The organism is Flagellimonas lutimaris (assembly GCF_003581615.1).
GTDB classification, from domain to species: Bacteria; Bacteroidota; Bacteroidia; order Flavobacteriales; family Flavobacteriaceae; genus Flagellimonas; species Flagellimonas lutimaris.
In genome coordinates, this window is sequence record NZ_QXFH01000071.1 from 156,783 (window position 1) to 170,000 (window position 13,218).

Annotated in this window: 10 protein-coding genes, 2 tRNA genes and 2 rRNA genes (1 of these 14 cut by a window edge); 8 read left to right on the plus strand and 6 right to left on the minus strand. The window is 43.1% G+C overall.

Annotated elements, in window-relative coordinates:
• The first annotated feature begins 102 nt into the window (after positions 1 to 102).
• The 3 genes from D2V08_RS09805 (at position 103) to D2V08_RS09815 (ending at position 4,062) form a co-directional block, all read left to right on the plus strand.
• Positions 103 to 1,056: an acetyl-CoA carboxylase carboxyltransferase subunit alpha gene (locus D2V08_RS09805; RefSeq protein ID WP_119607952.1), complete on the plus strand. Its 954-nt coding sequence runs from the start codon at positions 103 to 105 to the stop codon at positions 1,054 to 1,056.
• Positions 1,057 to 1,223: 167 nt separating this feature from the next.
• Positions 1,224 to 2,771, plus strand: a complete 1,548-nt coding sequence (gene dnaB, locus D2V08_RS09810; RefSeq protein WP_119607953.1) for a replicative DNA helicase — start codon at positions 1,224 to 1,226, stop codon at positions 2,769 to 2,771.
• A complete protein-coding gene (locus D2V08_RS09815) occupies positions 2,749 to 4,062 on the plus strand; it encodes an asparagine synthetase B (RefSeq protein ID WP_119607955.1) in 1,314 nt (437 codons plus the stop codon). Before dnaB ends, D2V08_RS09815 begins: the two co-directional genes overlap by 23 nt.
• On the opposite strand, the gene D2V08_RS09820 is transcribed toward D2V08_RS09815, so the two are convergent.
• A complete protein-coding gene (locus D2V08_RS09820) occupies positions 4,059 to 4,946 on the minus strand; it encodes a dienelactone hydrolase family protein (protein WP_119607957.1) in 888 nt (295 codons plus the stop codon). The genes D2V08_RS09815 and D2V08_RS09820 overlap by 4 nt on opposite strands.
• Before the next feature lie 82 nt (positions 4,947 to 5,028).
• Positions 5,029 to 5,820: an HAD family hydrolase gene (locus tag D2V08_RS09825; protein ID WP_119607959.1), complete on the minus strand. Its 792-nt coding sequence runs from the start codon at positions 5,818 to 5,820 to the stop codon at positions 5,029 to 5,031.
• 99 nt (positions 5,821 to 5,919) lie between these two features.
• Here D2V08_RS09825 and D2V08_RS09830 point away from each other — a divergent pair, with 99 nt between their 5' ends.
• A complete protein-coding gene (locus D2V08_RS09830) occupies positions 5,920 to 6,342 on the plus strand; it encodes a secondary thiamine-phosphate synthase enzyme YjbQ (protein WP_119607960.1) in 423 nt (140 codons plus the stop codon).
• Between the two features lie 118 nt (positions 6,343 to 6,460).
• Here the strand turns inward: D2V08_RS09830 and rplT are convergent, their stop codons facing one another.
• From rplT to thrS, 4 genes are all read right to left on the minus strand, one after another.
• On the minus strand, positions 6,461 to 6,805 hold the full coding sequence (gene rplT / locus D2V08_RS09835) for a 50S ribosomal protein L20 (protein WP_014033571.1): 345 nt from the start codon (positions 6,803 to 6,805) through the stop codon (positions 6,461 to 6,463).
• A 91-nt stretch (positions 6,806 to 6,896) separates the two neighbouring features.
• On the minus strand, positions 6,897 to 7,094 hold the full coding sequence (rpmI, locus tag D2V08_RS09840; protein WP_014033572.1) for a 50S ribosomal protein L35: 198 nt from the start codon (positions 7,092 to 7,094) through the stop codon (positions 6,897 to 6,899).
• Positions 7,095 to 7,142: 48 nt separating this feature from the next.
• Positions 7,143 to 7,694, minus strand: coding sequence for a translation initiation factor IF-3 (infC, locus tag D2V08_RS09845; protein ID WP_198519716.1), 552 nt, complete (start codon positions 7,692 to 7,694; stop codon positions 7,143 to 7,145).
• Positions 7,695 to 7,730: 36 nt separating this feature from the next.
• Positions 7,731 to 9,671, minus strand: a complete 1,941-nt coding sequence (gene thrS, locus D2V08_RS09850; RefSeq protein WP_119607962.1) for a threonine--tRNA ligase — start codon at positions 9,669 to 9,671, stop codon at positions 7,731 to 7,733.
• 431 nt (positions 9,672 to 10,102) lie between these two features.
• Here thrS and D2V08_RS09855 point away from each other — a divergent pair.
• The 4 genes from D2V08_RS09855 to D2V08_RS09870 form a co-directional block, all read left to right on the plus strand.
• Positions 10,103 to 11,628 (plus strand): 16S ribosomal RNA (locus D2V08_RS09855).
• Positions 11,629 to 11,736: 108 nt separating this feature from the next.
• Positions 11,737 to 11,810 (plus strand) — tRNA-Ile (locus D2V08_RS09860).
• Between the two features lie 100 nt (positions 11,811 to 11,910).
• A tRNA-Ala gene (locus D2V08_RS09865) sits at positions 11,911 to 11,987 on the plus strand.
• 170 nt (positions 11,988 to 12,157) lie between these two features.
• Positions 12,158 to 13,218: ribosomal RNA gene (locus D2V08_RS09870) — 23S ribosomal RNA — on the plus strand; it runs 1,759 nt beyond the window's last position.
• Together the 16S and 23S rRNA genes with 2 tRNA genes alongside form the textbook arrangement of a ribosomal RNA operon.

The window sequence follows — 13,218 nt, forward strand, 5'->3', positions numbered from 1 at the left end:
CTTGTATATTGTTGGCGTTAAAAGACTTGTGTGATTCATGGGAGTATCCCATAAAGTTATATATTTGTCCCCATTGTTTTTCATGAAAATAAAAGACTTCCCATGGAATATCTAGAATTTGAACTCCCCATCAAAGAACTTGAAGACCAACTTCAAAAATGTATGGTAATTGGGGAAGAAAGTGATGTAGACGTTACAGAAACCTGCTCTCAAATCGAAAAAAAACTTGCGCAGACGCGTAAGGATATCTATAAAAACCTTACCGCTTGGCAAAAGGTACAGTTGTCAAGGCACCCCAATCGTCCTTATACCATGGATTACATAAATGCCATTTGTGGAGATACCTTTTTGGAGCTTCACGGTGATAGAAATGTAAAAGATGACAAGGCCATGGTGGGCGGACTTGGAAAAATTGGAGACCAAAGCTATATGTTCATTGGTCAGCAAAAAGGGTATAACACCAAAACCCGCCAGTACCGAAATTTTGGTATGGCTAATCCAGAAGGATACCGTAAAGCGCTTCGATTGATGAAGTCTGCCGAGAAATTTAAGATACCCGTAGTTTGTTTTGTGGATACCCCAGGTGCCTATCCTGGTATTGAAGCAGAAGAAAGGGGGCAAGGTGAAGCCATTGCACGTAATATTTTAGAAATGACACGCCTTAAAGTGCCGATTATTGTTATTATTATCGGCGAAGGAGCTTCTGGAGGTGCTTTGGGCATTGGTGTAGGAGACAAGGTTCTTATGTTAGAGAACACGTGGTATTCCGTTATATCTCCAGAATCCTGTTCATCTATCCTTTGGAGAAGCTGGGAATACAAAGAGCAAGCCGCCGATGCGTTGAAGTTGACCGCTACTGATATGAAAAAGCAGAAATTGGTTGATGAAATTGTAAAAGAACCTTTGGGTGGAGCACATTCCAATAGAGCAAAAACATTTGAAACGGTCGCAAACAAAATTTCTTCCCATTTTGAAGAACTCAAAAAGTTATCACCAAAAGAATTGGTGAAAACGCGCATGGAAAAATATGCGGATATGGGAGTTTTTAGCGAATAAATCTTGTTTTTCAAGGGTTCACCTTTTTCATTAGGTTATATCCTCATTTTTTTTTATGTTATTAACAGGTATTTTAAGTTATCAACAATTCAATTGTTGAGTACCTGTGGAAATCGTATCCGTTTAAACTAAAGTTAACTAAAGGTTAATTAGCTACTTTCGCATTCATGGAAAAACCTAGCCCCATCGTAGGACGTCGTGTGGAAAAATCCGCCCTTATCAACCTAGAGAGAGGTAAAATACCGCCTCAAGCTGTTGATTTAGAGGAAGTTGTATTGGGCGCCATGATGATTGACAAGAAAGGGGTGGATGAAGTAATTGATATTCTTCATCCTGATGTTTTCTACAAGGATTCCCATAAATACATTTACGAGGCCATCTTCAATTTGTTTGAAACTTCCGAACCAGTGGATTTATTAACGGTTTCATCTCAATTAAAGAAAGATGGTAAGCTGGAAGCGGTCGGAGGTGATTTTTATTTGATAAAACTTACCCAAAAAGTAGCTTCTTCTGCTCATATTGAGTTCCATGCAAGAATTATTCTTCAGAAATATATTCAAAGAAGCCTCATTAAAATATCCAACGATATTATTGAGGAAGCCTACAGTGATGCGACCGATGTCTTTGATCTTTTGGACAATGCGGAGGCAAAATTGTACGAGGTTACCCAAGGAAACTTAAAACGTTCTGCTGAAACAGCACAGAATTTGGTGATTCAGGCCAAGAAAAGAATTGAGGAAATTTCCAATAAGGAAGGATTGAGTGGAATTCCATCCGGCTTCGATAAGTTGGACAAGCTGACCTCAGGTTGGCAACCCAGTGATTTGATCATTGTGGCGGCACGTCCAGGTATGGGGAAAACGGCTTTGACCCTTTCCATGGCCCGCAATATTGCAGTTAACTCGGAAATTCCAGTTGCCTTTTTCTCTTTGGAGATGTCATCGGTACAGTTGATTACCCGTTTGATTTCTTCAGAAACGGGCTTGTCCTCAGAAAAACTTAGAACCGGAAAACTGGAAAAACACGAATGGGAGCAGTTGAACGTTAAGGTGAAGACCTTGGAAAAAGCCCCTTTGTTTATCGATGATACCCCATCACTTTCTATTTTCGACCTGCGAGCCAAAGCAAGGCGATTGGCTTCACAGCACAATATCAGGCTTATTGTTATTGACTATTTGCAGTTGATGACGGCTGGAGGAAGCCAAAAAGGAGGTAACCGTGAACAGGAGATTTCAACGATTTCAAGAAACTTAAAGGCCTTGGCAAAGGAATTGAATGTTCCCGTAATTGCCCTTTCCCAGCTATCGAGGGCCGTGGAGACGCGTGGAGGTAGTAAACGACCTATCCTTTCGGATTTGAGGGAATCTGGGGCGATTGAGCAAGATGCGGATATTGTATCCTTCATTTACAGGCCGGAATATTATAAAATTGACGAGTGGGACGATGAAGAGCGCACCCCCACGCAAGGTCAAGCAGAATTTATTGTTGCTAAACACCGTAATGGAGGTTTAGAAAATATTAGGTTAAAATTTGTGGGCGCTCTGGGTAAATTTGATAACTTGGATGACTTTGATTCCCCATTCGAATTCCAATCGAAGATGAATGCGGACGAAGAAAATCCCTTTGCAACACCAAACCTTCCCAGTGCGGATGATGCTTTTGGTAGTTCAATGAACAGTGAAGATGGCCCAGATGATAACGACGTACCTTTCTAAAATAATAACTTTCCTGTCACCTCGAACACAGTCGAGAGGTGTACTTTTAGCATTCTTTTTATTACTTACATTTCAATCTTTTGCTTCTGTTATCCTTATCCCGATGGATGATGAAGGGCAAGAAAATCATTTGAAAGCATACGGAATTACCTATTGGGTACTTGCGAAACAGCAAAAAGTACAATGGTTGCTCAACTATCGAGGCGGTTCTTTTATGTTGCCCGATGGTGAAACCATTCGCAAAGAATGTCAAATTCGAGGCGTTTCTTTTGAGGTCCTTTCTGATGGTCAGGCAGCACAGATTTTGGAGGATATAAGTAGTCCTTCCCAAAATCAAGATGCAGTTATATTGGAAAAAGCACCGAAAATTGCGGTGTATTCCCCAAAGGGGAACCAGCCTTGGGACGATGCCGTTACCATGGTGCTCACCTATGCCGAAATACCTTATACCACTATTTATGATACTGAAGTATTAGGAGATAAATTGGCGCTATATGATTGGTTACACCTGCACCACGAAGATTTCACAGGACAGTATGGCCGCTTTTATGGCCATTACAGGGCTGCTCCATGGTATATTGAAGATAAGGCCAAAGCTGAAGAGCTGGCACAAGGTCTGGGGTACTCCAAGGTGTCTGAAGAGAAATTGGCGGTGGCTCTAAAAATTAGAAACTATGTGATTGGTGGAGGTTTTATGTTTGCTATGTGCTCTGCCACCGATAGTTTTGATATTGCCTTGGCCGCAGAGGAAGTTGATATCTGTGAACCCATGTTCGATGGTGACCCTTCGGATGCGAACTATCAGGCTAAACTGGATTTTAGCAATACGTTTGCGTTTACCAATTTTACCTTGGAACGCAATCCTATCCGATATGAGTTTTCTTCCATTGACATGACCAATAAAAGGGCAAATGTCCCTAAAGAGTCCGATTACTTTTCATTAATGGAATTTTCTGCCAAATGGGATCCAGTTCCCACTATGTTGACACAAAACCATACCAGTTTGGTGAAAGGTTTTATGGGGCAGACCACAGCATACACCCGAAGTCAAATTAAGCCAACGGTGATGATTCTCGGGGAGAATAAGATCAATGGAGAGGCGAGATATATCCATGGTATTAAAGGAAAAGGGTTCTTCACCTTTTATGGAGGTCACGATCCAGAAGATTACCAGCACAGGGTAGGGGACCCCAAAACGGAACTGGAACTACATCCAACCTCACCTGGGTATCGATTAATTTTGAACAATGTCTTGTTTCCTGCTGCCCGAAAAAAGAAACAGAAGACCTAACTCAAGTGTTCTTTAAAGAATTCGATGGTTCTTTTCCATGCCAAATCGGCTGAAGCTTCATCAAAACGTGGCGTTGTATTGTTGTGGAACCCATGATTGACATCGGGATAAAAGTGAACCTCGTAATCCTTGTCTAGCTCTTTCAGTTTGGCTTCATAGTCTTCCCACCCGGCATTTACTCTTTCGTCCAATCCCGCATAATGAATTAATAAAGGTGCATTGATCTGTGCTACTTCATCATCCGCAGGTTGACTTCCATAAAATGGAACCGCTGCGGCTAAATCGGGAACTCTTACAGCCATCATATTGGAAATCCATCCACCGAAACAAAAGCCGACAACACCTACTTTGCCATTACAATCCTTATGGTTTTTGAGATACTCGTAGGCGGCGATAAAATCTTCCAGCATTTCATTACGGTCTCGTTGCCGTTGAAGTGTTCTACCATCATCATCATTGCCGGGATAACCACCAAGTGGCGTAAGGGCATCGGGCGCCAAGGAAATAAATCCTGCTTTAGCAGCTCTTCTTCCTACATCTTCAATATAAGGATTGAGTCCACGATTTTCATGTACTACTACAACACCTCCCATTTTACCTTTGCTATCTTTTGGTTTAGATAATAATCCTTTGATATCACCACCGCCTTTTGGGGAATTGTAGGTAATGAATTTGGAATCCAATTCTGGGTCGTTGGGAGATACAGTTAGCGTGTCTTTGTAGTTGGGCATTACAAAACTCATCAAAGAAGCCATGGTGATACCACCAACTGCGTAAACGGAAAGTTTTTCCATAAACTCTCTACGGTCTAACTGGTTGTGTGCATATTTATCGTAAAGATCAAAGACTTCTTGTTTGATCTGTTCTTTTTTTAAGGGTGCCATAGTGTTGCTTTTGTGGTTTGCCCTTTAAGGTACAAATTTTACAAAAGCAAATCGCTTCGGTATCTGATCAAAGGATTGATTGCTAAAGCAACTTCTCCAAAATCCGCTCTACACCAAAGTCATCATTGCTGTGAGTAATATATTTGGCGGTTTTTAAAACATTGGGATGGGCATTGGCCATAGCGAAGCTGTAGTCAGATAGCTCCAACATCTCGAGGTCGTTGTTGTAATCTCCAAAGACCATGATTTCGTTGGATTCAATTTGAAAATCATCCATCACCTTTTTTAGGGCATATCCCTTATGGGCATTCAAATCGGAAACATCCACCCAATTGGCTCCGGAAACTTTTACTTTCAAGTCACCTTCCAAGTGTTTCATATTGGGATAAATATGTTTTTCAGAATTTTCAAAATGGTAGATAGCAATTTTTAGCACTTCTTCGTCTACCTGTTTTTGATTTTCTACAATTTCAAACTCGGAATAGTATTCACGGAGCATATCAATAAACTCGCTGGAATCGCCACCTACAAAGGCATTGTTTTGGCAACAAAGCACTGGATGTACATTTTCCAACGGTCTTACGGTATCAAGAATTCGATTGACTTCAGACTTATTTATGGGAGTGGTAAGTAAGGTTTCTTCTTGCTTTTTGATTAAGGCACCATTTTCTGCAATGACCAAGATTTCATTTTTGATGGACTCCAATTTATCGACCATACTATGATATTGTCTTCCACTAGCAGCAACAAAAGCAATATTTTTCTTTTTGAGTTCTTCGTAAATTTCAAAAAACCGGGGGCTTACCTCATGTTTGGAGTTCAATAAAGTTCCGTCCATATCGGTAACCACCATTTTTATTTGTGATAGGTCCATTCCAACTAATTAAGCTGCAAAGTTATTTGTTATTCACGGAACCGAACCCTTGTTTTGGTAAACTTTATATTAATTTCGGGGGGCAAAGAATGTTTTTACATGAACTTTTATCAGAAGGAAATACAATTACGATCATATTCTCGAGGGTTTCATTTGATAACAGATACGGTAATTGGGGCCGTGCCTGAACTGCGAAAGATTAAAGTAGGGTTTCTTCAGGTGTTTATTAAGCATACCTCGGCCAGTTTAACCATAAATGAAAATGCGGACCCAACGGTACGAACCGATTTTGAGAGTCATATCAATACAATGGTGCCCGAAAATGCACCTTATTATGTACACAATTATGAAGGTCCGGACGATATGCCAGCTCATATAAAAGCGTCGTTGATGGGATCTTCGGTACAGGTCCCTATAACACAGGGCAGATTAAATATGGGTATTTGGCAGGGCATTTATCTATGCGAGCACAGGAATCATGCTACAGGGAGAAAGTTGGTGGTTACGGCCTATGGACAATAGAAATATGGTTGTTAATTCGGGCACAGTATAGAATAAACTGTTTATGGAAAAGCCGTAAAATAAAAGATCCCGCACAAGGCGGGATCTAAATAAGCGGGGTAAGTTTATATTAACTTTTTTACTTTACTTTCTCAACAATTGCTTTAAAAGCATCTGGGTGGTTCATGGCCAAATCGGCAAGAACTTTTCTGTTAAGTTCAATTCCATTGGCTTTAACCTTACCCATAAATTGAGAGTAAGACATTCCGTGCATTCTGGCACCAGCATTAATACGGGTAATCCATAGGGAACGGAAAGTACGCTTTTTGTTTCTTCTATCGCGGTAAGCATAAAGCATAGCTTTTTCTACCGCATTTTTGGCTACTGTCCAAACGTTTTTACGTCTTCCAAAGTAACCTTTGGCTTGCTTCATCACTTTTTTTCTTCTAGCTCTTGAAGCAACTGAATTTACTGATCTTGGCATAATGTGTCATTTTTTTGTAGCAGGCGTCTCAATTATTGAGAACTTTTATGAGCCTGACTCCATGGTTAATAAATAATGTACCGGCGAACAATTATTTTAAACGTAATTGTTCTTTGATGTTGTCCTCATCCGCTTTGTGAACCAAAGTGGAATGGGTCAACTTTAGCTTACGCTTCTTAGATTTTTTAGTCAAAATGTGACTCTTAAAAGCGTGCTTTCTTTTGATTTTACCAGTTCCTGTCAGCTTAAAACGCTTCTTGGCACTGGATTTTGTTTTCATCTTAGGCATTTTCCTAGTATTTAACTCCGCTTATTATACCGAACCAAGGTTCAGTTTTTATTTTTTGTTTGTCTTGGGCGCAATGAACATGGTCATACGCTTACCTTCTAATTTAGGCATTTGCTCTACCTTTCCAAGCTCTTCGAGTTCTTGGGCGAGTCGGAGCAATAATATTTCGCCTTGATCTTTATAAACGATAGATCGTCCTTTAAAGAATACATAGGCTTTTAGTTTGGCACCATCTTTCAAGAACTTTTCTGCGTGTCTTTTCTTGAATTCATAATCATGGTCGTCCGTCTGCGGTCCAAACCTAATTTCCTTTACGACAACTTTACTTGCTTTGGCCTTCATGGCCTTGTCGCGTTTCTTTTGTTCGTAAAGAAACTTTTTATAATCCATAACCTTACAAACTGGAGGTTCAGCATTTGGTGATATTTCAACCAAATCCAACTCCTGTTCGTTGGCTATTTCCCTTGCTTTTGAAATGGGGTAAACACCCATTTCAACATTATCGCCGACAAGCCTTACTTCTCGGGCTTTTATTTTCTCATTGATGTTATGAGGGTTTTTATTTTCCCTCCTTGGTTGGGGTCTAAATCTTCTTCTAATTGCTATGACGTAAACTTTTTAATTAAACTTAATTTTTTAGAACGACTTTAAGGTACTATTTATTTCAGTAGTTACCAAGTCCGAAAATGTATCTACGCTCAAACTACCCAAATCCTCACCTCCATGTCTTCTTACAGAAAGGCTGGCAGACTCTTCTTCCTGTTCCCCAACAATGATCATGAAAGGGATTTTTTTGAGTTCTGCCTCACGGATTTTTTTCCCTACCGTCTCGTTCCTATTATCAATGAGCGCGCGAATTTCGTGATTTTCTAGCGAATTCAAAACTTTTTCAGCATATTTTTCATGTTTCTCGCTGACGGGCAGTACGATAGCTTGTGTTGGAATCAACCACAACGGGAAGTTTCCACCAGTATGCTCCAGTAGTAGTGCCACAAATCGTTCCATGCTACCAAATGGGGCACGGTGAATCATTACTGGTCTGTGCAGTTCGTTGTCGCTTCCTTTATAGGATAGATCAAAACGTTTAGGAAGATTATAATCTACTTGAATGGTACCCAATTGCCAGTTTCTTCCGAGGGCATCTTTGATCATAAAGTCCAACTTTGGACCATAAAAGGCAGCTTCACCACTTTCAACCACATAATTCAAACCTTTTTCTTCTGCGGCATCAATAATAGCTTGCTCCGCTTTTTCCCAATCCTCGGTATTTCCTATGTATTTTTCAGGGTTGTCCAAATCCCTAACAGATACTTGGGCAGTAAAATCTTCAAACCCTAAAGAATTCAATACATATAAGGTAAGGTCGATTACATTTTTGAATTCATCATTAAGTTGTTCCGTTGTACAGAAAATGTGGGCATCATCTTGAGTAAACCCCCTTACTCTTGTTAGTCCATGTAATTCACCACTTTGTTCATATCTATATACGGTACCGAATTCGGCGTAGCGTTTGGGTAAATCTTTATAACTAAAAGGTTGACTGTTGTATATCTCACAGTGGTGAGGGCAGTTCATGGGTTTCAGCAAAAACTCTTCATCCTCCTTTGGGGTATGAATTGGTTGAAAGCTATCCTCTCCATATTTTGCGTAGTGGCCAGAAGTTACATATAGTTCTTTTTGACCAATATGTGGAGTTACAACCATTTCATAGCCTGCTTTCTTCTGGGCTTTCTTTAAAAACTGCTCCAAGCGTTCGCGCAGGGCGGCACCATTGGGCAACCATAAAGGAAGACCTTGGCCCACTTTCTGTGAAAAAGTGAAAAGCTCAAGTTCCTTACCTAGTTTTCTGTGGTCTCTTTTCTTGGCCTCTTCCAAAAGTTGAAGGTACTCCGTAAGTTCTTTTTGTTTAGGGAACGATATGCCATAGACTCGAGTCAGTTGGGTGTTTTTTTCGTCACCTCTCCAATAAGCGCCCGCAACACTTAATAGTTTTATTGCTTTTATGATACCAGTATTTGGAATATGTCCTCCGCGGCACAAGTCGGTAAAAGTGCTGTGGTCGCAAAAAGTGATGGTGCCATCATCAAGATTTTCGATGAGTTCCACCTTATATTCATTCCCTTGTTCTTTATAATAGGAAAGAGCATCATCTTTGGAAACACTTCTCATAGTATAGTCGTGCTTTCCTCGGGCAATTTCCAATGCCTTTTTCTCGATGTTTGGAAAATCCTTCTCGGAAATGGTCTCGTCGCCAAAATCTACATCATAGTAAAAACCATTTTCTATCGCAGGACCAATGGTCAACTTTATGCCAGGATAGAGTTCCTCTAAGGCTTGGGCCACAACGTGGGAGGTGGAGTGCCAAAATGCTTTTTTGCCCTCATCATCTTTCCATGTATATAAAGTAAGGGTGCCGCTTTCCTTTAAAGGTGTTACGGTTTCAACAGTGGTGTCGTTGAATTTTGCCGAAATAACATTTCTGGCCAATCCTTCACTAATGCTTTTAGCAACCTCCATGGGTGTAGTTCCTTTCGGAACTTTCTTTACTGCGCCATCTGGCAATGTAATATCAATCATCTACGCTCCTTTAATTTTGGATGGTGTCAAAGATACTATCTTGATTTGATGCTGACAATAGGGAGGGGTCGCATTTGTAAGTCGTGTTCAATCAAGGTCTTATATATATGTATGATTTTTATTGAATTGATTTTTGTCGCAGTTTAAAATTTTTCGTATATTAAAAAGTTGAAAATCAGTGAAATGCATTTTTTTTAAAAAAATATTGAAAAACATTTTGCGGGAAGAAAATAAGGTGCGTATATTTGCACCCGCTTAGCTGATAAGGCAGGGCGTTAACGAGAGGGGATTTGATGAGAAGAGAGTCCTTTTGAGTTTAAAAAAAGTAAAGAAGTTCATATACATATTGTAACGACAGCGTAGAATTAAGAATAAACCATTTTGATGCGGGGACTCGGATTTCCGGGTGTCGGACAGACATTCAAGGAAATACAATGAAGAGTTTGATCCTGGCTCAGGATGAACGCTAGCGGCAGGCCTAACACATGCAAGTCGAGGGGTAACATAGAAAAGCTTGCTTTTTTGATGACGACCGGCGCACGGGTGCGGAACGCGTATGGAACCTGCCCCTGTCAGGGGAATAGCCCAGGGAAACTTGGATTAATGCCCCATGGTATCGTTTTATCGCATGATAAGGTGATTAAAGATTTATCGGACAGGGATGGCCATGCGTACCATTAGTTAGTTGGTGAGGTAACGGCTTACCAAGGCAGCGATGGTTAGGGGCCCTGAGAGGGGGATCCCCCACACTGGTACTGAGACACGGACCAGACTCCTACGGGAGGCAGCAGTGAGGAATATTGGACAATGGGCGGGAGCCTGATCCAGCCATGCCGCGTGCAGGATGACGGCCCTATGGGTTGTAAACTGCTTTTATACGGGAAGAAACGCACCTACGTGTAGGTGTCTGACGGTACCGTAAGAATAAGGACCGGCTAACTCCGTGCCAGCAGCCGCGGTAATACGGAGGGTCCGAGCGTTATCCGGAATCATTGGGTTTAAAGGGTCCGTAGGCGGGCCTGTAAGTCAGGGGTGAAAGTTTGTGGCTCAACCATAAAATTGCCTTTGATACTGCAGGTCTTGAGTCATGGTGGGGTTGCCGGAACATGTGGTGTAGCGGTGAAATGCATAGATATCACATAGAACACCGATCGCGAAGGCAGGTGACCAACCATGTACTGACGCTGATGGACGAAAGCGTGGGTAGCGAACGGGATTAGATACCCCGGTAGTCCACGCCGTAAACGATGGATACTAGCTGTGGGGACTTCGGTCTCCGTGGCCAAGCGAAAGTGATAAGTATCCCACCTGGGGAGTACGTTCGCAAGAATGAAACTCAAAGGAATTGACGGGGGCCCGCACAAGCGGTGGAGCATGTGGTTTAATTCGATGATACGCGAGGAACCTTACCAGGGCTTAAATGCAGGCTGCATGGGGTGGAGACACCCCTTTCTTCGGACTGCCTGCAAGGTGCTGCATGGTTGTCGTCAGCTCGTGCCGTGAGGTGTCAGGTTAAGTCCTATAACGAGCGCAACCCCTACCGTTAGTTGCCAGCATGTAAAGATGGGGACTCTAACGGGACTGCCGGTGCAAACCGTGAGGAAGGTGGGGACGACGTCAAATCATCACGGCCCTTACGTCCTGGGCTACACACGTGCTACAATGGCCGGTACAGAGGGAAGCCACCCCGCAAGGGGGCGCGGATCTACAAAACCGGTCACAGTTCGGATCGGGGTCTGCAACTCGACCCCGTGAAGCTGGAATCGCTAGTAATCGGATATCAGCCATGATCCGGTGAATACGTTCCCGGGCCTTGTACACACCGCCCGTCAAGCCATGGAAGCCGGGAGTGCCTGAAGTCCGTCACCGCAAGGAGCGGCCTAGGGCAAAATCGGTAACTAGGGCTAAGTCGTAACAAGGTAGCCGTACCGGAAGGTGCGGCTGGAACACCTCCTTTCTAGAGAAAGAGATGTCCGGAATATCCTTGTCCCGCACGAGATGGTTTTATCTCTGCGCTGTCGTTTATAATATGTTTTTTGATATACAGGCAAATTAAGGCCAAGACAGTCTCATAGCTCAGCTGGTTAGAGCGCTACACTGATAATGTAGAGGTCGGCAGTTCGAGTCTGCCTGAGACTACGAAAGAAGTTCATTGGGTATTGAAATAAGGAAATTCTAGGTGTTGGGTTACCGTTATATAGTACTGTTAACTGATAACTGTTAACTGACAACTGATAATGGGGGATTAGCTCAGCTGGCTAGAGCGCCTGCCTTGCACGCAGGAGGTCATCGGTTCGACTCCGATATTCTCCACCACGGCAAAAGTCGTCCGCCGATCTTGTATCGGAGGCGATGTGCCAGAAAGTTCATTGACATATTGGGACGGAGCGATACGGTTTTACCGTAATTGCGAAGTCAAAGAAGAAACACGAAGTAGAATAGAATATATAAGGATTACGAGAGGGCATTTGTACTTAGGTACAGGTGCGACAAGCAAAAGAAGGGCGTATGGGGAATGCCTAGGCTCTCAGAGGCGATGAAGGACGTGATAAGCTGCGAAAATCCACGGGGAGCTGCACATGAGCATTGATCCGTGGGTGTCCGAATGGGGCAACCCGGCTGGTTGAAGGCCAGTCACACCGTAAGGTGGGCGAACCCGTTGAACTGAAACATCTAAGTAGACGGAGGAAGAGAAAACAAGAGTGATTCCGAGAGTAGCGGCGAGCGAAATCGGACTGGCCCAAACCGTTGTTGTTCCGGCAATAACGGGGTTGTAGGACCACAATGTTCTTTGCGCGACGAACTGGAACCCTTTGGAAAGAGGGGCCGTAGACGGTGATAGCCCGGTACAGGCAAGGAGCGTTAAAGATAGTGGTATCCTGAGTAGCGCGGGGCACGTGAAACCCTGTGTGAATCCGGCGGGACCATCCGCCAAGGCTAAATACTCCTGGGAGACCGATAGTGAACCAGTACCGTGAGGGAAAGGTGAAAAGAACCGTGAATAACGGAGTGAAATAGACCCTGAAACCATACGCCTACAAGCGGTCGGAGCCAATTTATTGGTGACGGCGTGCCTTTTGCATAATGAGCCTACGAGTTACTTTTACCGGCAAGGTTAAGCACTTATGGTGCGCAGCCGTAGCGAAAGCGAGTCTGAACAGGGCGCCATAGTCGGTAGTAGTAGACGCGAAACCGTGCGATCTACCCATGGGCAGGTTGAAGCTGTGGTAACACATAGTGGAGGACCGAACCCGTTGACGTTGAAAAGTCTTGGGATGACCTGTGGGTAGGGGTGAAAGGCCAATCAAGCTCGGAAATAGCTCGTACTCCCCGAAATGCATTTAGGTGCAGCGTTCTGATAGTTATATAGAGGTAGAGCTACTGATTGGATGCGGGGGCTTCACCGCCTACCAATTCCTGACAAACTCCGAATGCTATATAATGTTTCAGGGCAGTGAGGGCATGGGTGCTAAGGTCCATGTCCGAGAGGGAAAGAACCCGGACCATCAGCTAAGGTCCCCAAATATGTGCTAAGTTGACAAAACGC

Bases quoted from the DNA above. Each gene is read 5' to 3' on its own strand.
- D2V08_RS09805 (WP_119607952.1), top strand. From the start codon at position 103: ATGGAATATCTAGAATTTGAACTCCCCATCAAAGAACTTGAAGACCAA.
- dnaB (WP_119607953.1), top strand. From the start codon at position 1,224: ATGGAAAAACCTAGCCCCATCGTAGGACGTCGTGTGGAAAAATCCGCC.
- D2V08_RS09815 (WP_119607955.1), top strand. From the start codon at position 2,749: ATGATAACGACGTACCTTTCTAAAATAATAACTTTCCTGTCACCTCGA.
- D2V08_RS09820 (WP_119607957.1), bottom strand. From the start codon at position 4,946: ATGGCACCCTTAAAAAAAGAACAGATCAAACAAGAAGTCTTTGATCTT.
- D2V08_RS09825 (WP_119607959.1), bottom strand. From the start codon at position 5,820: ATGGACCTATCACAAATAAAAATGGTGGTTACCGATATGGACGGAACT.
- D2V08_RS09830 (WP_119607960.1), top strand. From the start codon at position 5,920: ATGAACTTTTATCAGAAGGAAATACAATTACGATCATATTCTCGAGGG.
- rplT (WP_014033571.1), bottom strand. From the start codon at position 6,805: ATGCCAAGATCAGTAAATTCAGTTGCTTCAAGAGCTAGAAGAAAAAAA.
- rpmI (WP_014033572.1), bottom strand. From the start codon at position 7,094: ATGCCTAAGATGAAAACAAAATCCAGTGCCAAGAAGCGTTTTAAGCTG.
- thrS (WP_119607962.1), bottom strand. From the start codon at position 9,671: ATGATTGATATTACATTGCCAGATGGCGCAGTAAAGAAAGTTCCGAAA.